An 18,170-nucleotide genomic window follows, 5' to 3' on the forward strand; every position below is an offset into this window, starting at 1 on the left:
GCAGCAGGGGATCAACAGTTGGTTCCATTGAATACAGCCGCTATGCTTGGCTGCATCTCAATGGATAAAGACTATGACCCTCACCGAACTGCGCTACATAGTCACCCTCGCTCAAGAGCAGCACTTCGGCCGTGCCGCTGAGCGCTGCCATGTCAGCCAGCCGACGCTGTCGGTGGGGGTGAAAAAGCTCGAAGATGAGCTCGGCGTACTGATTTTCGAACGCAGTAAGAGCGCAGTGCGCCTGACGCCCGTCGGTGAAGGCATCGTAACTCAAGCACAGAAGGTGCTGGAGCAGGCCCAGGGCATTCGTGAGCTGGCCCAGGCCGGTAAGAACCAGATGGCCGCGCCGCTGAAAATCGGCGCAATCTACACCGTCGGGCCTTACCTGTTCCCCCATCTAATTCCGCAGCTGCACCGCGTCGCGCCGGATATGCCGCTGTATATCGAAGAAAACTTCACCCACGTGCTGCGCGACAAACTGCGTAACGGCGAGCTGGACGCAATCATCATCGCCCTGCCGTTCCATGAAGCCGATGTGCTGACCAAGCCGCTGTATGACGAGCCGTTCTACGCCTTGCTGCCGTTTGGTCATCCGTGGGCGGCAATGGAAACCATCGACAGCAAACTGCTGAATGACAAGAGCTTGCTGTTGCTGGGCGAAGGCCACTGCTTCCGTGATCAGGTGCTGGAAGCCTGTCCGACGCTGCGCAAGGGTGGCGAAGACAACGCCAAGCACACCACGGTGGAGTCCAGCTCGCTGGAAACCATCCGCCATATGGTCGCCTCGGGCCTCGGCGTGTCGATCCTGCCGTTCTCGGCGGTGGACAGTCACCACTATGCCCCCGGCGTAATCGAAGTACGCCCGCTCAGCGCACCGGTGCCCTTCCGTACCGTGGCCATTGCCTGGCGCGCCAGCTTTCCACGGCCGAATGCCATCGATGTGCTGACTGACTCAATCCGCCTCTGCTCAGTGGCCCGACCGCCGGCGCCCAGCGTCTAGGCTCGCCCATGACCGAGTTGGCGGCGGTATCCGTAACAGCGCTGAAAGGTGTCGGCGCTGCCCTGGCTGAAAAGCTGGCCAAGGTCGGCCTGGAAACCCTGCAGGATGTGTTATTCCACCTGCCGCTGCGCTATCAGGATCGTACCCGCATCGTGCCAATTGGCGCCCTTCGCCCCGGCCAGGACGCCGTGGTGGAAGGCATAGTCGCTGGCGCGGATGTAGTCATGGGGCGCCGGCGCAGTCTGCTGGTACGCCTGCAGGACGGCAGCGGCACTCTCTCCTTACGTTTCTATCACTTCAGCCAGGCACAGAAAGAAGGCCTCAAGCGCGGCACGCAGGTGCGCTGCTACGGCGAAGTACGCCCCGGCTCTTCCGGCCTGGAAATCTATCACCCGGAGTACCGCGCCCTCTCGGGCAGCGAGCCGATTGCAGTCGAACAAACGCTGACACCGATCTACCCAACGACTGAAGGCCTGACCCAGCAACGCCTGCGCCAACTCAGCGAACAAGCCCTGGCACGCTTGGGCCCACACAGCCTGCCGGATTGGCTACCGCGCGAACTGGCTGACGATTACCAGCTCAGCCCGCTCGACCAGGCAATCCGCTACCTGCATCGGCCGCCACCGGATGCCGACCAGGAAGAGCTTGCCGAAGGCCGGCACTGGGCCCAGCACCGCCTGGCCTTCGAAGAATTGCTGACCCACCAACTGTCGCTGCAACGCCTGCGCGAAAGTGTCCGCGCGCAGCAGGCGCCGGCGCTGCCCCCGGCACAAACCCTGCCGCAGCAATACCTGGCCAATCTGGGCTTTACCCCCACCGGCGCGCAACAGCGGGTCGGTGCGGAAATCGCTTACGACCTCAGCCAGAGCGAGCCGATGCTGCGCTTGGTGCAAGGCGATGTGGGTGCCGGTAAAACCGTAGTCGCCGCCTTTGCCGCCCTGCAAGCGCTGGAAGCCGGCTATCAAGTGGCCTTAATGGCGCCCACCGAAATTCTCGCCGAACAGCACTTTATTAATTTCAGTAAATGGCTCGCGCCGCTCGGCCTGGAGGTCGCTTGGCTGGCCGGCAAACTCAAAGGCAAAGCCCGCGCCAGCGCGCTAGAGCAGATTGCTGGCGGCACACCCATGGTGGTCGGCACCCACGCGTTGTTTCAGGACGAAGTGAAGTTTCACAAGCTCGCCTTGGTGATCATCGATGAACAGCATCGCTTCGGCGTGCAGCAGCGCCTGGCCTTACGGCAGAAAGGCATCGGCGGGCATATGTGCCCACACCAGTTGATCATGACGGCCACGCCGATCCCGCGAACCCTGGCGATGAGCGCCTACGCCGACCTAGACACCTCGATCCTCGACGAGCTGCCGCCTGGCCGTACCCCGGTCAACACCCTGGTGATCGCCGACAGCCGCCGCCTGGAAGTGGTTGAGCGCGTGCGCCTGGCCTGTAATGAAGGCCGCCAGGCCTATTGGGTCTGCACTCTGATCGAGGAATCGGAAGAGCTGACCTGCCAGGCCGCCGAAACCACCTTTGTCGACCTGAGCGCTGCGCTCGGAGGGCTGAATGTCGGCTTGATCCACGGGCGCATGAAGCCTGCAGAAAAAGCCGCGGTGATGAACCAGTTCAAGCAGGGTCAACTGCAATTATTGGTCGCCACCACAGTGATCGAAGTAGGTGTCGACGTGCCCAACGCCAGCCTGATGATCATCGAAAACCCGGAACGCCTGGGCCTGGCCCAACTGCATCAACTGCGCGGGCGAGTCGGCCGCGGCAGCGCGGCCAGTCATTGCCTGCTGCTCTACCACGCGCCACTGTCGCAACTGGGCCGACAGCGCCTGGCTATCATGCGCGAGACCTGCGATGGTTTCGTCATCGCCGAAAAAGACTTGGAACTGCGCGGCCCTGGCGAGATGCTCGGCACCCGCCAAACTGGCCTGTTGCAATTTAAGGTCGCCGATTTAATGCGCGATGCCGACCTGCTGCCCGCCGTGCGCGACGCCGCGCAAGCGCTATTGGAACACTGGCCGCAGCATGTAAGCCCACTACTTGAACGTTGGCTGCGCCATGGCCAACAATACGGGCAAGTGTGACCCAGCGCACAACACAACTGTCAGCTGCGCCGCACTTTCACCAGCCCGCTGTTTATACTCGAAGCATTGCTGCCCCTGCCGGATACCGCCATGACTGAACTTGCCCTTGCTCCCGACACCGCCCCGCGCCCGCCAGCGGTGATTCTGCAATTGCTGGAAAAGCTCGGCTTGCCCTACCAAGTTTGCCGTGACCTGCCCGGTTTACCGGCCGCACAGCGCCTGCAAGCGGTGTTGTTGGATGACGCCGTGGGCGCGCTGTTAGTCCTTTACCCACAAAGCCAGCTGCTCGACCTCAATCGCCTGACCGAACTGACCGGCCGCCAACTGGTGGCCGTAAAGCCGGAACGTCTTGAGCGCATGCTGAGTAAACACAGCCTAAAAGTGCTACCCGGCTTGCCCCCGCTGACCAGCTCGCCGTGCCTGTATGACGAGCGTTTGCTGCAAGTACCTAGCCTGTACATCGAGTCTGGCCAACGCGGCGTGCTCCTGGAGCTGGGCAGCGAGGCGTTCAAGAGCCTGCTGAGCAAGGCCAGCGCCGCGCGCTTCGGCGAGCCGCTGAGCAATATCCACCTAAACCTGGACCGCCCCGACGACGATCGCGCCGAGATCACCCAGGCCGTGCAAGCGTTCACCGCACGACGCATCCAGCAACGCTTAGAAGAAACCATCGAAATACCGCCGCTGCCGGAAACTGCGCAAAAAATCATCAAGCTGCGCGTCGACCCGGACGCCACCGTGGATGACATTACCGGCGTAGTCGAAACCGACCCCGCGTTGGCCGCTCAGGTGGTCAGCTGGGCCGCCTCGCCCTACTACGCCGCGCCCGGCAAGATCCGCTCGGTGGAAGACGCTATCGTCCGCGTACTGGGCTTTGATCTGGTGATCAACCTGGCACTCGGCTTGGCCCTCGGCAAGACCCTGAGCCTGCCCAAGGATCATCCGCAACAAGCCACGCCGTATTGGCAGCAGGCGATTTACAGCGCCGCCGTCATCGAAGGCCTGACCCGCGCCATTCCGCGCGCACAGCGTCCGGAGGCCGGTCTCACCTACCTCGCTGGCCTGCTGCATAACTTCGGCTACCTAGTGCTCGCGCATGTGTTTCCGCCGCACTTCTCGCTGATTTGCCGACATCTAGAGGTCAACCCGCACCTGTCGCACAGCTATATCGAGCAGCATTTGCTTGGCATCAGCCGTGAACAGATCGGCGCCTGGCTGATGCGCTACTGGGACATGCCAGAAGAGCTGGCCAGCGCCTTGCGCTTCCAGCACGACCCGGAATACAACGGCCCCCACGCCACCTACCCGAACCTGGTGTGCCTGTCGGTCAGCCTGCTGCGTAATCGCGGTATCGGGGCCGGGCCACAAAGCGAGATCCCACAAAGCCTGTTCGACAACCTCGGTATCAGCCGTGACAAGGCCGAGGAGGCCGTGAGCAAAGTGCTGGCTGCCGAAGTCGCCCTGCGCGAATTGGCTGCGCAATTCCACCCGGCGCACTGAATACGCCGAACAATAAAGGGGCCTGCAGGCCCCTTTTTATTCGTTATAGCGCGTTACTTATTCAGCTGCGCACGCCGTGCAGCGAACAGCTCAGGTAATGCCTGGACACTGCTGTCGAGCAGCTGAGCGACTGCTGGCTGCTCATATAAAGCGGCATATTCAGCCAGCTGCTCACTGGGCATTTGCCGGTACGCGTAGAGCATAAAGGACTCTACCGCTTCGGCACTGGACGCCCGCAGCGCGTCTTCTTGGGCCTTGGTCTGACTGCTCAGCGCTTGCTCATCAATAGTTTCACCACGAGCCTGCAAAGCCAGAAACGCCTGAGTCTTACCCACCTCATAACGCAACAGGGTCGCCAGTGTCGTGGTATGCGCCGCCGCATCCAAGCGCCGCACCAGCATTAGCCGCTCTTCACGCGGTGGGCGCTCGCTCAGTTGCTTGCGATACGCCGCCAAGCCTTCTGCGCCGCTGTCACCGACGGATCGTTCGGCAGCGGTGAAGCTTTGCGCCAGGGGGCTTTCAAGCAGACTTTGCGCCTGTTGCACCTGCGCTTGATCGAGTTTAATCGTCAGACGCTTGGCCAAGTCCAGGCATAAAGCATCGGCGGCAAACACCTTGGCCAACTGCGCGTGTTGCTTGCCAGTCAAACCACGCTGCACCAACGGCGCACTCTGCTCGCAGAGCAAACGGATGCCCGCCAGCTCGAATAACGGCGCAAAGGCTTCGGCTTTGGGGGGCGCGGCATGGGCAAGAGAGGCGGACAACAACAGGACAATCATCAACAAACGCATGGGCAAGCTCTCGTTATGGCGATGCCCAGCCTAGCGAAAGCCTGGCACGCCGACTAGCCCTGGCGTGCCCGGTTGCGGATCAGGCAGCTTTTTTTGCAGCGTCTTTCTTCTTCGGCATCAGGTACTTAGTCAGGCCCTGGAACCAGATTACCAGCGCCGGGTTGCCCTGAATCTGGATGTCTTTGTTCTGAATGCCCTGCATAAACGCCAGCTGTTTGTTTTTGGCGCTCATGGTGGCAAAACCATAGGCTGCATCTTTGAAACCAAGGGCAAACGCAGGCTCGCTGGCAGGGCCACGCTTACTGGTGATGCGCTGGTCTTTAACGATGAAGTGACGGGCTACTTTGCCGTCTAAAGTGTGCAGCTGGAACGTCATATCACGGTCGACAAGCTGCTGTTGGAACGCCGGGTTTTCACGGCTGGCCTTGGTCATCAGGCGGCCCAGCATCCACAGAAGAAAACGAAATTTCATGCGCGAGGCCTCGCAAAAGGTAAGGGAAAGGCGGCGCATTGTAGCGGTTTGTGGCGGGCACTACATCCGGCTAAAAGAACGGCGTGAGCACGCCAGCAGGAGCGGAGCAACCCGGAGCCAAAGACCCCGGGCCTGAGGACTCAGTTAACCGCATCTTTCAGGGACTTGCCCGGTTTGAAAGCGACGGTGTTGCTGGCCTTGATCTGTACCGGCTCGCCGGTTTGCGGGTTTTTCCCGGTGCGAGCACCGCGATGGCGTTGCACGAATGTACCGAAGCCCACCAGGGTGACGCTGTCCTTGCGGTTCAGTGCGTTGGTGATTTCTTCGAGTACCGCGTTAAGTACACGGTTTGCCTGATCTTTAGTCAGATCCGCCTTATCGGCGATGGCGGCGGCGAGTTCCGGTTTACGCATAAATGCCTCTTTACGGTTTTTTGTTGTTGTGTCCGGGCTGCTCTGCGCGAGCAGGTACCAAGGCGCCGCAACAGCTCTAGGCTGCGGCAGACTGAGGGAGGATGGCATGCCATCGGGCCCTGCGCCAGTCTTGTCCTACAGTTAAAGTGGGCAATTTTATGGCATATCAGACAGAACAGCTGCCATTCACGCCAGAAGGGCAGGCAAGCGCTTATTCAAAGCCAATTTATCCTGCACAGCCGTGCCGGTAAGTGCATAACCGAGCAGCGCACCGCTGCTGTCATGGCACAGCGCTTTGATGTCGGCGCCGCTGCCTTCGACCTGCCACTCGCCTTGCAGGCCGCGCGGTGGTGGCGACACCACCAGCGGGCAAACCGGGGTTTTTACCGTCACTGGCATAGGGCCATAGCTCACCGCTACTGGATTACCGGCCAACGTTTGCGCCAGCGCGCGCGCGCAGGTCATCAACGGCATGACGTAGAGCAGATTGATCCCATCGACCTCGGCGCAATCGCCCAGCGCGTAGATATTGGTGTGTGACGTACGCAGCTGGCGGTCAACCACCACCCCACGATTGACCGCCAGCCCGGCCGCAGCCGCCAGCTCGATACGCGGACGCAGACCCACGGCGGAGAGCACCAGATCGCACTCAATCAACGTGCCGTCGGACAGATGCGCCTGCAGTGCATTGCCCTGATGGTTCAGGCTGGCCAACACCGGCCCCAAGTGAAAACGCGCGCCAAGCCCTTCCAGCCCGGTTTGTACTGCCGCCGCCGCTGCTGGGTGCAGCAAACCGGGCATCACCTGCTCACAGGGCGCCACCAGCTCGACCTGATAGCCACCCAGGGTCAGGTCATTGGCAAACTCGCAGCCGATCAGCCCAACGCCCAGCAACAGAACACGCTGCTTGCCGGCCGCCGCCGTACGAAAGCGCGCGTAGTCTTCCAAGTCATTGATCGAGAAGATTGCATCGTCGGCATCGCCTTCGACCGGCACGCGAATCACCTCGGCGCCACAGGCCAGCACCAGATCGCGGTACGGCACAGCCTCTTCGCCGATCCATAGCTGCTGGTGGCCGGGGTCAATGCCGCTGATCCGCGTGTGGGTACGAATTTCCGCTTTGAGCTGCTCGGCCATGGCGCCTGGCTCCGCCATGCTCAACCCGTCGGCATCCTTGTTCTTGGCAAAGCCGGTGGAGAGCATCGGCTTGGAATAGGAGCGCCCATCGTCAGCGGTAATCAGCAACAGCGGGGTTTCGCTGTCGAGCTTGCGAAACTCACGGGCCAGGTTGTAACCGGCCAGGCCGGTGCCGATGATGACGACAGGAGCACTCATGCTGCATTCCTCACACAGAGCGCGGTTCAACGCGCTGAAAAATTCGGGGCTGACGATGGCGCTCAGGCGATTTCGATCATCTCAAAATCAAGCTTGCCGACGCCGCAATCGGGGCACAACCAATCGGCAGGAACATCCTCCCAGGCCGTGCCAGGGGCAATGCCTTCATCGGGCAGGCCGAGGGCTTCGTCATAGATAAAACCGCACACCACACACTGCCACTTACGCATAACCACCTCACCGCTTAATTCAGCTTGTTCGGGTTATTCAGTATGGGCACTCACTAAACAAAACGGCGACCTCATGATCGCCGTAGAAAGCTTGCAGAATGTGCTCAAAGGCTTGCGAGCTATAGTCCTGCAAGGCAAAAACAGGCGAGGAAGCGGAGTGTACTTTTGTACATGAGCCTTCCGAGCCGGTTTTTAACGCCGCAGGGCCGAAGCGCAGCAGCCTTTGGCAGGTTCTTAGCCGATTTCGATCATTTCGAAATCAAGCTTACCCACGCCACAGTCGGGGCACAGCCAGTCTTCCGGGACGTCCTGCCAGAGCGTGCCGGCGGCGATGCCTTCATCAGGCCAGCCTTGGCTCTCGTCGTAAATCAGTCCACAGACCACACATTGCCACTTCTTCATAACTACCTCAGGTGGATCACACGGCTATTGCGCCGGGGAAACTACCGTATATGTGCGGGTGCGCCAAGCCGCCGGGCGATGAATAGCGTGCCGGTGAGGCCAACCAAAGTCGGGCTCTGCCCAGCGTAGCGGCCAATCGCCGCGCCCGGCGCCGTCTGCCCGGGCGCAAGGGCCATGCGAGGGTCTGTTGCCATTTCGTTCGCGGCCGCGCCGAAGCCTGTTTTAGCGCGAGGCAAGGCACGAGACACGAAGTTTGGTTGTTCCAAATGAGTGTCGAGAAACGCAGTATCGCGCTAAAACAGGCTCGGCCCTTCGGGTTGCGCGAAAAATTTCGCCAAGCAGTGTTGGAGGTCTTGGCAAGGGAACAACCATTACCTGCGTCCTCCGCCTAGCCTGGCGAGATTTTTCGCGGCAACGCGGCTTGCGACGAAACGGCAACAGACCCTAGACTCGCGCGCCTCTGCCTACGGTGAAACCTGCTCGTGCCCCACGCCACCCTCGCCCACCCGCCGCACTGGCTGACTGCCAGCCAACTGCACCCTGCACCTACAGCTGCGGTGCGCGATTGGCTATTCAATGAAGATTCGTTAACGCGCCGGCTGACCGCCTTGTCAGCCGATGGCTTCAGCGTCACTCCATTGCAGGAAGGATGGCAGCACCTACGCAGCGATGAATGCAGCGCGCTGGGCGTGGCCAGCGGCAGCCAGGGCTGGGTACGTGAAGTGTACTTGCGCGGCCACGGCCAGCCTTGGGTGTTCGCTCGCAGCGTGGCGGCGCGTAGCGCCCTGGAAGGCTCCGGTCTGGCGCTGGATCAACTGGGCAGCCGCTCATTGGGCGAACTGCTGTTCAGCGACCGCGCCTTCGACCGCGGCGAACTGCAGGTATGTCGCTACCCGGCGCAATGGCTGCCGCCTGAGGCTTACAGCGAGCGCCTGTGGGCGCGACGCTCGTGTTTTAGCCGTGGCGCTTTGGGCGTATTGGTGGCCGAGGTGTTTTTGCCCGCATTCTGGCAAGCCGCCGAGACCGACACGCCGTAGGATGGATGACGCTTCACCCATCCACCGTTGCGCCCTTAGGCAGGTGAAAAAGCGCCATCCCCCCTACCCGGCTTTAGCGGCGACGGTCGCGGCTAAAGCCCCGCCCACCACTCTTCTCTTGCAGCCCACCCACCCTATCTCGCCATCGCCCGTATAATCAGCCGCAACTCGCATGGAGACGCGCTCGATGTATACCCGCCTGCTGCATTCACTCAACCGCCTGCACCCGCGCGCCTGGGACTTTGTCCAGCTGATGCGCCTGGACAAACCCATCGGCATTTACCTGTTGCTGTGGCCGACGCTGTGGGCGCTGTGGGTAGCGGCTGAGGGCGTACCGAGCGCGAAAAATCTGTTTATCTTCGTGATGGGTGTGTTTCTGATGCGTGCAGCCGGCTGCGTGATCAACGATTACGCAGACCGCCACTTCGACGGTCACGTCAGCCGCACCAAGGCCCGCCCTCTGGCCAGCGGTAAAGTGCAGCCGCGCGAAGCGTTGATCCTGTTCGCCGTATTAGTGGCGCTCAGTTTTGCACTGGTGCTGTTCACCAACGCCAGCACCCTCTGGCTGTCGTTCGGCGGCCTGGCTCTAGCCGCCTGCTACCCCTTTATGAAGCGCTACACCTTCTACCCACAAGTGGTGTTGGGTGCAGCATTTTCCTGGGGCATGCCGATGGCCTTCACCGCCGAAACTGGCAGCCTGCCACCCGAGGCCTGGCTGCTGTATATCGCCAACCTACTGTGGACGGTGGCCTACGACACCTATTACGCCATGGCCGACCGTGAAGACGACCTGAAGATTGGGGTGCGCTCCACCGCCATCCTGTTTGGCGATGCCGACCGCTTGATTATCGTCATCCTCCAGGGCCTCGCGCTGCTATGCCTGTTGCTGGCCGCGGCACGCTTCGAGCTCGGCCTGTACTTCCACCTCGGCCTGCTGGTGGCCGCCGGCTGCTTTGCCTGGGAGTTTCACAAGACCCGCAACCGCAAGCCGATGGCGTGCTTCAATGCCTTTCTGCATAACCACTGGGCAGGCTTGGCGATCTTTATCGGCCTGGTGTTTGACTACGCCTTACGCGGCTAGAAAGAAGCGTTGCCGCGCGCCTGTCATATGGCTGCAATAATTCCGTTATCTAATGCAGCCCATTACAGCGAGAAGACCCGAGGCTTGACCCATGGTTGGCAAGAACATCCTGATCGTCGATGACGAAGCACCGATCCGTGAAATGATCGCCGTGGCCCTGGAAATGGCTGGCTACGAGTGCCTGGAAGCGGAGAACACCCAACAGGCGCACGCCATCATCGTCGACCGCAAACCCGATCTTATTCTGCTCGACTGGATGTTGCCCGGCACCAGCGGCATCGAACTGGCGCGCCGCCTCAAACGCGACGAGCTGACCGGCGACATCCCGATCATCATGCTCACCGCCAAAGGCGAAGAGGACAACAAGATCCAGGGCCTGGAGGTCGGCGCCGACGACTACATCACCAAGCCGTTCTCCCCGCGTGAACTGGTGGCGCGCCTGAAGGCCGTGCTACGCCGCGCCGGCCCAATCGACAGCGAAGGGCCAATCGAGGTCGGCGGTCTGCTACTCGACCCGATCAGCCACCGCGTCACCATTGACGGCAAACCGGCCGAGATGGGCCCCACTGAATACCGTCTGTTGCAATTTTTCATGACCCACCAGGAGCGCGCCTACACCCGCGGCCAACTGCTCGATCAGGTCTGGGGCGGTAACGTGTATGTTGAAGAGCGCACCGTCGACGTGCATATCCGCCGCCTGCGCAAAGCCCTCGGTGAGGTTTACGAGAATCTTGTGCAGACCGTGCGCGGTACGGGTTACCGTTTCTCCACCAAGAGCTAGGTCGCGCATCTGCATAATGCCCGGCAAACACGGATTGATTGGCAGATGAGGTCGAATTGAATCAAAACTGGCGCGGCCCCCTGATACGTCGCTTGCTGCTGCTGATCAGTGTCTGCCTACTGCTCGGACTGATCAGCGGCGAATACGCCTGGGCCCTGGTGCTCGGGCTGGCCGGCTACCTCGGCTGGCACCTGCAACAGCTGCTGCGTCTGCACAAGTGGCTGCGCACCCGCCAGGCTGATGAAGCGCCGCCCGATGGCTACGGCCTATGGGGCGAAGTGTTCGACAGCATCTACCACCTGCAACGCCGCGACCAGAAAGTCCGTGGCCGCCTGCAAGCGGTGATTGATCGCGTGCAAGAATCCACCGCCGCACTCAAGGATGCGGTGATCATGCTCGATCGCGACGGCAACCTGGAATGGTGGAACATTGCCGCCGAAAAACTTCTGGGCCTGAAAACCCCACAAGACAGCGGCCAGCAAATCACCAACTTGGTGCGCGACCCACGCTTTATCGAGTATTTCGAGAACCACAATTACAACGAACCGCTGGAGCTGCCCTCACCGGTCAGTGACCGCTTGCGCCTGCAGTTCCACATCACCCAATACGGCAACCGCGAACACCTGATGCTGGTGCGCAACATCACCCGCCTGCACCAGCTGGAGCAGATGCGTAAAGACTTCGTCGCCAACGTCTCCCACGAACTGCGCACCCCTCTGACGGTAATTTCCGGCTACTTGGAAACCCTGCTGGATAACGTCGAAGACGTGAATCCGCGCTGGCTACGCGCCCTGCAACAAATGCAGCAGCAAGGTGGGCGCATGCAAAACCTGCTCAATGACTTGCTGTTATTGGCCAAGCTGGAAGCCACCGACTACCCCTCGGACAATCAACCCGTAGCGGTTGATCTGCTGCTGCTGAGCATCAAGAACGATGCCCAGGCGTTGTCTGGCGAGCGCGGACATCGCATCAGCCTGGAAGCCGATCCGCACCTTAAGCTCAAGGGCAGCGAGACAGAGTTGCGCAGCGCTTTTTCCAACCTGGTGTTTAACGCGGTGAAGTACACCCCGAATGAAGGCGACATTCATGTGCGCTGGTGGGGCGACGAACAGGGGGCGCACCTGAGTGTGCAAGACAGCGGCCTGGGCATCGAGGCCAAGCACCTGCCGCGTCTGACCGAGCGCTTCTACCGGGTCGACTCCAGCCGTGCCAGTAACACCGGCGGTACGGGTTTAGGTCTGGCCATCGTCAAACACGTACTGCTGCGCCATCGCGCACGCCTGGACATCTCCAGCACGCTTGGCCAAGGCAGCGCGTTCACCTGCAACTTCCCAACTCAACAGGTTGTGCGACGCGGCCAGTAATCGCCCCACTTGCAAAGCCTGCTGGCAGCCCCCACCCTTTAGCGGTCATTCACTACCTGAACCCTGTATGGACCCCTCCACGAGTTACATCGCCAGCAGTTATTTCGCCGATTTCGGCCTCGTTCTCTTCGCCCTGTTTCTGGTACTGCTCAACGGCTTTTTCGTTGCCGCTGAGTTTGCCATCGTTAAATTGCGCGCCACCAAAGTCGACGCCCTGGCCGAGAAAAACGGCTGGCGCGGACATATCCTGCGTACCGTGCACAACCAGCTTGATGCTTACCTCTCGGCCTGTCAGCTGGGCATCACCCTGGCCTCCCTAGGCCTGGGCTGGGTCGGTGAGCCGGCATTTGCTCATCTGCTCGAACCGCTACTGTCCGCCATCGGCATCGAGTCGCCGAAGCTGGTGCATGGCATCGCCTTCTTCACCGCGTTCTTTATTATTTCCTACCTGCATATCGTGGTCGGCGAGCTGGCGCCCAAGTCGTGGGCCATTCGCAAACCCGAGCTGCTATCGCTGTGGACGGCCGCGCCGCTGTATATGTTCTATTGGGCCATGTACCCGGCGATTTTCCTGCTTAACGCCAGTGCCAACGCCATTCTCCGTGTGGCCGGCCAGGGCGAGCCCGGGCCGCACCATGAGCACCATTACAGCCGCGACGAACTCAAGCTGATCCTGCACTCCAGCCGGGCCAGCGACCCGAGTGATCAAGACATGCGCGTGCTGGCCTCAGCCGTGGAGCTGGGCGAATTGGAGGTGGTGGACTGGGCCAACTCTCGCGAGGACCTGGTCTCTCTGCCGCTCAATGCAGCCCTCGATGAAGTGTTCAGCGTATTCCGCCGGCACAAGTACAGCCGCTACCCCATCCTTGATGACAACAGCGGCGAATTTGTCGGCGTGCTGCACATCAAGGACCTGCTGCTGCACCTGTCCCTGCTGGAGATGCTGCCCTCAGCATTGAAGGTGAGCGAACTGATGCACCCGGTCGAGCGGGTTAACCGGCATATGCCGTTGTCTAGCCTGCTGGAGCAATTCCGCCAGGGCGGCTCGCACTTTGCGCTGGTTGAAGAAGCTGACGGCAAGGTGATCGGCTATCTGACCATGGAAGACGTACTGGAAGCCCTGGTCGGCGATATTCAGGACGAGCACCGCAAGGCCGAGCGCGGCATCCTCGCCTATCAGCCAGGCAAGCTGCTGGTGCGCGGCGACACGCCACTGGCCAAGGTCGAACGCCTGCTTGGTGTCGACCTCGATCACGTCGAAGCAGAAACCCTGGCCGGACTGATCTACGAAACCCTCAAGCGCATGCCCGAGGAAGAGGAAGTGCTGGAAGTCGACGGCCTGCGCATCATCGTCAAGAAGATGAAAGGCCCGAAGATCGTGCTGGCCAAGGTATTGCGCCTGGACTGACGCACCCAACCAGACCTAACCCTAAGGTGGCGCGTCACGCCAAGGTGTAGCTGTCGGTTAGCAGACTACCGAAACCTCGCGGTCGATGCACACAACCGGCCAGTTGCAGAGCATGCCAAAACATCGCCTGGTTACTGGAGATCACTGGCAAGCCGAGGCTTTGCTCCAGCTCGCCGAGCATGCCCAAGGTGCGCAGGTTGGTGCAGGAGAGGAACAGCGCATCGACCTGCTGCCCCAGCAGCAGCTCACGCGCTGCTTGCTCGATGGCCTGCTCGGGAATCCGCGGGATTTCGGCATCGGCCAGCACGCCGAAGGTGCCGAAGGCCACCACCTCGTGACCGGCTTGCTGTAGACCCTGGTAGATCGGGTAATTCACCTCGCCGATGTAAGGCGTAAGCACGGCGATACGTCGCGCATCCAAGCCGCGCAGGGCTGCCTTGACCGCACTCCAAGGGTTGGTCACGGGCACGCCAGGGTGCGCCTGGTTAATCAACCGGGTGACCTCCTGCTCGCCGATCAGCATGCTCCCTGAGGTGCAGCCAAAGGCCAACACATCCAGCGCCATACCCGGCACCAGCAGCGCGCTGGACTGGCTCAAGCCCTGGGCCATGCCGCGCAGCCCGTCCGGGGTAACCGTCGGGCTGCAGGGCGTGCGGGTGCTGTACAGTTCAACCCGCTCGCCGAGCAGCTGACGCCACTCGTTCTCCAGGGTGAAATCGCTGGCCAATTGCACCAGGCCGATGCGCACACGGCCATCCTCGCGGGTGCGCACGTGCTCGAAGGTCTGCTGCAGGGCTTGGAACTCGGCAAAGGACTCGATCATTTCAAACCTCCTCAAGCAGGCGCGCGGCATAGTTAGCGATGGCAGTGTCCTGTACGCCAGTACCGGTCAGGTCGCACACGGTGATCTGCTCAGCGCTGCTACGGGCCTTGCGGCCCTCGGCAATCAGGCTGCCCAGCTCAAACACCTCGCGCTGCAGCGCCGGGGCATGGTGCAGCTCGCCGAGGGCGCGAGACTGGCTGAGGCGATCGACCACCAGCACATCGGCGCTGGCCAGAATGGTTGGCTCCAGCTCGTTCTTGTGCGGGTTGTCCGAGCCCATGGCGGTAACGTGCACGCCCTTAGGCAGATCGCTCCAGCGCAGCACCGGCTCACGCGAAGGGGTGGTGGTGACCACGATATCGGCCTCGGCACAGGCCGCCGCCGCGCTGTTGTGTACCGTCACCGTCAAACCGTACTGGTTACGCATATGCACGGCATAGGCCTCAGCCTTGCTGGCATCGCGGCTGTGTACATGCACCTCGCGGATATCGCGCACCAGGCGCAGGGCTGCCACTTGCAACTCGGCCTGCACACCCGCACCGATCACCGCGACGCGCTGGGCGTCCTCGCGGGCCAGGTGCTTGGCGGCAATGGCGCCAGCCAGCGCGGTGCGGATATCGGTCAGGTAACCCTCGTCGAACAACACCGCATCAACCACCCCAGTCTTGGCCGAGAACAGCAGCATCAAGCCGTTGAGGCTGGGCAAGCCAAGCGCGGGGTTGTCGAAGAAACCAGGGCTGATCTTCACCGCGAAACGCAGCCAGCCGCGAATATGCGCGGTTTTCACATCCACCTCGCCGTTGCTCTCGGCGATGTTCATGCTGAGGATCGGCGGCATCGCCACTTCATCACGACCGAGGGCGGCAAAGCCGGCCTCCACCGCCTCCAGGGCGGCTGAGTCGAGCTTGACCTTGGCGGCGATCTGCTCACGCTTATAGATGTGCATAGGGGCGCTCTCCGGCCAAGCGACAGGCTTCGGCAAAGGTGGCGGTGGACAGGTTCTGGCCGCTGACCACGAACACCACGCGGCGCCCGCTCAGGTCCAGTTGGTGCTGCTCGACGGCGGCGACACCAACGGCGGCAGCGCCCTCGACCAGGAGTTTTTCTTCACGCAAAAAATGCAGCATGGCGCGGGCGATCTGCACCTCATCGATCTTGTAGCCGCGATCCATGTAGCGCTGGGTCATGGCGAAGCTCCAGGCGTTATCCAGGCCAATGCCTCCGCCCAAACTGTCGGCCAGCGACGCCACCTCAGGCACCTGCAGCGGATGGCCGGCGGCCAAGCTGTCAAGCATCGCTGCGCCTTCATTCATGCTCACGCCGATTACCTCGGCGCTCGGATTGATGGTCTTGACCGCCAAGCCGATGCCGGCGATCAGGCCGCCGCCAGACAATCCGGCGAACACCACGTCAGTGTCCGGTTGCTCCTCCATGATCTCCAGGCCACAGGTGCCCTGGCCGGCGATTACCAGCGGGTCGTCGAACGGCGATACGTAAGCCAAACCGTGCTCATCACGCAGACGCCGGGCTTCGACGTCTGCCTCGTCCTGGGCTTCACCGTGGATAACCAACTCGGCACCGCTCTGGCGCAGGGCTTCGACCTTGTTCTCCGGCACTAGCCGCGAGATGCACACCTTGACCGGAATACCCAGGTGCTGGCCGGCATAGGCCAGGGCGCGGCCGAAGTTACCGGTGGACATGGTCACCACGCCGCGCTGGCGCTGCGCGGCATCCAGGCCAAGCAGCGCGTTGACAGCGCCGCGCAGTTTGAAGGCACCGGTGGGCTGCAGGCAGTCGAGTTTCAGCCAGGCCTCGCATTTCCAGCGCCGCGACAGTGATTCGGAGCGCACCAATGGCGTACGCAGGGTCAGGCCAGCAATGCGTTGGCGCGCCCGGTAAATGTCTTGCAGGGTCAGTTCGCGTTGCATGCTAATCCCCAGGAAACCGGTGAAACCTAAAACGACCGGAGACTCCAACGAGTCCCCGGCCACATGGCCTTGGGCGTCTTACTTGGCCTGCCAGGCACCGCTGGTGATCAGCTTGTCGGTGACCTTGTTCACCGCGCGCTCGGCACGGGCGACGATGTCATCGATCTCGCCACGGGTGACCACCAGCGGCGGCGCAAACCCGAGGATGTCGCCGTGCGGCATGGCGCGGGCAATCAGACCTTCCTCCATACAGGCAGCAGAGATCATCGGGCCAACCTTGAGGCTAGGATCGAAGTGCTGGCGCTTGCTACGGTCACTGGAAAACTCCAGAGCCGCCAGCAAGCCGATACCACGCGCTTCGCCAACCAGCGGATGCTCAGCGAAGGTTTCCTGCATGCGCTGTTGCAGATAGGCGCCGGTATCGCGAGCGTTGCCGGTAAGGTTCTCGCGCTCGATGATGTCCAGGTTGGCAATGGCCGCGGCGATGCCCATTGGGTGCCCAGAGTAGGTGTAGCCATGGCCGATAGCGCCATAGGTGTCGGTGCCTTGCTCCAGCACCTGCCATACACGCTCGCCGACAATCACCCCGGACAACGGCTGGTAGGCCGAGGTCAGACCTTTGGCTACGGTGATCAGGTCCGGCTGCATCTCGTAGTACTGCGAGCCGAAATCCACACCCAAACGTCCGAAGCCGCAGACCACTTCGTCCGCAATCAAGAGGATGTCGTACTTATCCAGCACCTTGCGGATCTCTCCCCAATAACCCTGCGGTGGCGGCACGATACCGCCGGTGCCGAGCACCGGCTCGCCGATCATCGCGGCAACGGTGTCTGGCCCTTCAGCGAGGATCATCTCCTCCAGCTTCTGCGCGCAGTAGCGCGAGAAGTCCAACTCGCTCATGGCGTCGTCAGGGCGACGATAGTAGACCGGAGCAACGGTGTGTTTGATGCGCTCCAGTGGCAGATCGAAGTGGGCGTGGAACACCGCCAAGCCGGTCATCGAACCGGACGCGATGCTCGAACCGTGGTAGCCACGGTCGCGGGAGATAACCTTCTTCTTCTCCTTACGACCAAGAATGTTGTTGTAGTACCAGACCAGCTTGAGCTGGGTCTCGTTGGCGTCCGAGCCGGACATGCCGTAGTAGACCTTGCTCATGCCCTGGCCGGCGAGCTTGACGATGCGCTCGGACAGGCTGGCCATGCCCTCGGTCGTGTGGCCGACATAGGTGTGGTAATACGCCAGCTGCTTGGCCTGCTCGTAGATCGCCTCGGCCATCTCGGTGCGGCCGTAGCCGATGTTCACGCAGTACAAGCCAGCGAAGCCATCGATGAATTCGTTACCCAGCGAATCCTGGATACGGATGCCCTTGGCGCCAGTGATAATCCGCGCCGGGCTCTCGCCGTGGGCGTGCTGCTTGAGATGAGTGGAGGCGTGAAAGACGTTCTGGCGATCGATCTCGATGATCTTCTGGGTGTCGATAGTCATGGCAATGCCCTCAGGTTATTCGCGAATGGTGTTGCTGCG

The 18,170-nt window shown here is 61.5% G+C and carries 18 protein-coding genes; 8 read left to right on the forward strand and 10 right to left on the reverse strand.

The window, feature by feature from the left end:
• Positions 1-73: 73 nt before the first annotated feature.
• The 3 genes from D8779_RS06520 (at position 74) to D8779_RS06530 (ending at position 4,581) form a co-directional block, all read left to right on the forward strand.
• Positions 74-1,000 (forward strand): hydrogen peroxide-inducible genes activator, encoded by a 927-nt coding sequence (locus D8779_RS06520; RefSeq protein ID WP_136663625.1) that lies wholly within the window; start codon positions 74-76, stop codon positions 998-1,000.
• A gap of 8 nt (positions 1,001-1,008) precedes the next feature.
• Positions 1,009-3,084: an ATP-dependent DNA helicase RecG gene (gene recG / locus D8779_RS06525; RefSeq protein WP_136663626.1), complete on the forward strand. Its 2,076-nt coding sequence runs from the start codon at positions 1,009-1,011 to the stop codon at positions 3,082-3,084.
• A 90-nt stretch (positions 3,085-3,174) separates the two neighbouring features.
• Complete coding sequence (locus D8779_RS06530) at positions 3,175-4,581, forward strand: aminoacyl-tRNA deacylase and HDOD domain-containing protein (RefSeq protein ID WP_136663627.1); 1,407 nt, start codon at positions 3,175-3,177, stop codon at positions 4,579-4,581.
• A 53-nt stretch (positions 4,582-4,634) separates the two neighbouring features.
• Here the strand turns inward: D8779_RS06530 and D8779_RS06535 are convergent, their stop codons facing one another.
• The 6 genes from D8779_RS06535 to D8779_RS06560 all read right to left on the reverse strand — a co-directional run bounded on the left by D8779_RS06535 (position 4,635) and on the right by D8779_RS06560 (position 8,224).
• Positions 4,635-5,372, reverse strand: coding sequence for a hypothetical protein (locus D8779_RS06535; RefSeq protein WP_136663628.1), 738 nt, complete (start codon positions 5,370-5,372; stop codon positions 4,635-4,637).
• Positions 5,373-5,451: 79 nt separating this feature from the next.
• Positions 5,452-5,844 (reverse strand): helicase, encoded by a 393-nt coding sequence (locus D8779_RS06540; protein ID WP_136663629.1) that lies wholly within the window; start codon positions 5,842-5,844, stop codon positions 5,452-5,454.
• A 140-nt stretch (positions 5,845-5,984) separates the two neighbouring features.
• A complete protein-coding gene (locus D8779_RS06545; RefSeq protein WP_136663630.1) occupies positions 5,985-6,257 on the reverse strand; it encodes an HU family DNA-binding protein in 273 nt (90 codons plus the stop codon).
• A gap of 186 nt (positions 6,258-6,443) precedes the next feature.
• A complete protein-coding gene (locus D8779_RS06550; RefSeq protein ID WP_136663631.1) occupies positions 6,444-7,592 on the reverse strand; it encodes an NAD(P)/FAD-dependent oxidoreductase in 1,149 nt (382 codons plus the stop codon).
• A 62-nt stretch (positions 7,593-7,654) separates the two neighbouring features.
• Positions 7,655-7,822, reverse strand: coding sequence for a rubredoxin (locus D8779_RS06555; RefSeq protein WP_136663632.1), 168 nt, complete (start codon positions 7,820-7,822; stop codon positions 7,655-7,657).
• Positions 7,823-8,056: 234 nt separating this feature from the next.
• Positions 8,057-8,224, reverse strand: coding sequence for a rubredoxin (locus D8779_RS06560; RefSeq protein WP_090240746.1), 168 nt, complete (start codon positions 8,222-8,224; stop codon positions 8,057-8,059).
• Positions 8,225-8,706: 482 nt separating this feature from the next.
• Between D8779_RS06560 and D8779_RS06565 the strand changes: the two genes are divergently transcribed.
• The 5 genes from D8779_RS06565 (at position 8,707) to D8779_RS06585 (ending at position 13,895) form a co-directional block, all read left to right on the forward strand.
• A complete protein-coding gene (locus D8779_RS06565; protein WP_136663633.1) occupies positions 8,707-9,261 on the forward strand; it encodes a chorismate--pyruvate lyase family protein in 555 nt (184 codons plus the stop codon).
• A 187-nt stretch (positions 9,262-9,448) separates the two neighbouring features.
• Positions 9,449-10,342: a 4-hydroxybenzoate octaprenyltransferase gene (gene ubiA / locus D8779_RS06570; RefSeq protein ID WP_136663634.1), complete on the forward strand. Its 894-nt coding sequence runs from the start codon at positions 9,449-9,451 to the stop codon at positions 10,340-10,342.
• A 91-nt stretch (positions 10,343-10,433) separates the two neighbouring features.
• Positions 10,434-11,123: a phosphate regulon transcriptional regulator PhoB gene (phoB, locus tag D8779_RS06575; RefSeq protein WP_136663635.1), complete on the forward strand. Its 690-nt coding sequence runs from the start codon at positions 10,434-10,436 to the stop codon at positions 11,121-11,123.
• Positions 11,124-11,179: 56 nt separating this feature from the next.
• Positions 11,180-12,487, forward strand: a complete 1,308-nt coding sequence (gene phoR, locus D8779_RS06580) for a phosphate regulon sensor histidine kinase PhoR (RefSeq protein WP_136663636.1) — start codon at positions 11,180-11,182, stop codon at positions 12,485-12,487.
• Positions 12,488-12,554: 67 nt separating this feature from the next.
• Positions 12,555-13,895: a hemolysin family protein gene (locus tag D8779_RS06585; RefSeq protein WP_136663637.1), complete on the forward strand. Its 1,341-nt coding sequence runs from the start codon at positions 12,555-12,557 to the stop codon at positions 13,893-13,895.
• Between the two features lie 34 nt (positions 13,896-13,929).
• Here the strand turns inward: D8779_RS06585 and D8779_RS06590 are convergent, their stop codons facing one another.
• From D8779_RS06590 to D8779_RS06605, 4 genes are all read right to left on the reverse strand, one after another.
• On the reverse strand, positions 13,930-14,718 hold the full coding sequence (locus tag D8779_RS06590; protein ID WP_136663638.1) for a maleate cis-trans isomerase family protein: 789 nt from the start codon (positions 14,716-14,718) through the stop codon (positions 13,930-13,932).
• Position 14,719: 1 nt separating this feature from the next.
• Positions 14,720-15,664 (reverse strand): cyclodeaminase, encoded by a 945-nt coding sequence (locus D8779_RS06595; RefSeq protein ID WP_136663639.1) that lies wholly within the window; start codon positions 15,662-15,664, stop codon positions 14,720-14,722.
• Positions 15,651-16,646: a hydroxyectoine utilization dehydratase EutB gene (gene eutB, locus D8779_RS06600; protein WP_136663640.1), complete on the reverse strand. Its 996-nt coding sequence runs from the start codon at positions 16,644-16,646 to the stop codon at positions 15,651-15,653. The genes D8779_RS06595 and eutB overlap by 14 nt, the downstream gene beginning before the upstream one ends.
• Positions 16,647-16,724: 78 nt before the next feature.
• Entirely contained in the window at positions 16,725-18,131 is a 1,407-nt protein-coding gene (locus tag D8779_RS06605; RefSeq protein ID WP_136663641.1) for an aspartate aminotransferase family protein, read from the reverse strand.
• Positions 18,132-18,170 lie beyond the last annotated feature (39 nt).

Origin of the sequence: Pseudomonas leptonychotis (assembly GCF_004920405.1) — a bacterium.
GTDB lineage: Bacteria > Pseudomonadota > Gammaproteobacteria > Pseudomonadales > Pseudomonadaceae > Aquipseudomonas > Aquipseudomonas leptonychotis.

Coding starts and splice junctions, on each gene's coding strand:
- phoB (WP_136663635.1), top strand. CDS start 10,434: ATGGTTGGCAAGAACATCCTGATCGTCGATGACGAAGCACCGATCCGT.
- D8779_RS06520 (WP_136663625.1), top strand. CDS start 74: ATGACCCTCACCGAACTGCGCTACATAGTCACCCTCGCTCAAGAGCAG.
- eutB (WP_136663640.1), bottom strand. CDS start 16,646: ATGCAACGCGAACTGACCCTGCAAGACATTTACCGGGCGCGCCAACGC.
- D8779_RS06545 (WP_136663630.1), bottom strand. CDS start 6,257: ATGCGTAAACCGGAACTCGCCGCCGCCATCGCCGATAAGGCGGATCTG.
- D8779_RS06550 (WP_136663631.1), bottom strand. CDS start 7,592: ATGAGTGCTCCTGTCGTCATCATCGGCACCGGCCTGGCCGGTTACAAC.
- D8779_RS06590 (WP_136663638.1), bottom strand. CDS start 14,718: ATGATCGAGTCCTTTGCCGAGTTCCAAGCCCTGCAGCAGACCTTCGAG.
- D8779_RS06535 (WP_136663628.1), bottom strand. CDS start 5,372: ATGCGTTTGTTGATGATTGTCCTGTTGTTGTCCGCCTCTCTTGCCCAT.
- D8779_RS06540 (WP_136663629.1), bottom strand. CDS start 5,844: ATGAAATTTCGTTTTCTTCTGTGGATGCTGGGCCGCCTGATGACCAAG.
- D8779_RS06585 (WP_136663637.1), top strand. CDS start 12,555: ATGGACCCCTCCACGAGTTACATCGCCAGCAGTTATTTCGCCGATTTC.
- D8779_RS06595 (WP_136663639.1), bottom strand. CDS start 15,664: ATGCACATCTATAAGCGTGAGCAGATCGCCGCCAAGGTCAAGCTCGAC.
- recG (WP_136663626.1), top strand. CDS start 1,009: ATGACCGAGTTGGCGGCGGTATCCGTAACAGCGCTGAAAGGTGTCGGC.
- D8779_RS06605 (WP_136663641.1), bottom strand. CDS start 18,131: ATGACTATCGACACCCAGAAGATCATCGAGATCGATCGCCAGAACGTC.
- ubiA (WP_136663634.1), top strand. CDS start 9,449: ATGTATACCCGCCTGCTGCATTCACTCAACCGCCTGCACCCGCGCGCC.
- D8779_RS06560 (WP_090240746.1), bottom strand. CDS start 8,224: ATGAAGAAGTGGCAATGTGTGGTCTGTGGACTGATTTACGACGAGAGC.
- D8779_RS06555 (WP_136663632.1), bottom strand. CDS start 7,822: ATGCGTAAGTGGCAGTGTGTGGTGTGCGGTTTTATCTATGACGAAGCC.
- D8779_RS06530 (WP_136663627.1), top strand. CDS start 3,175: ATGACTGAACTTGCCCTTGCTCCCGACACCGCCCCGCGCCCGCCAGCG.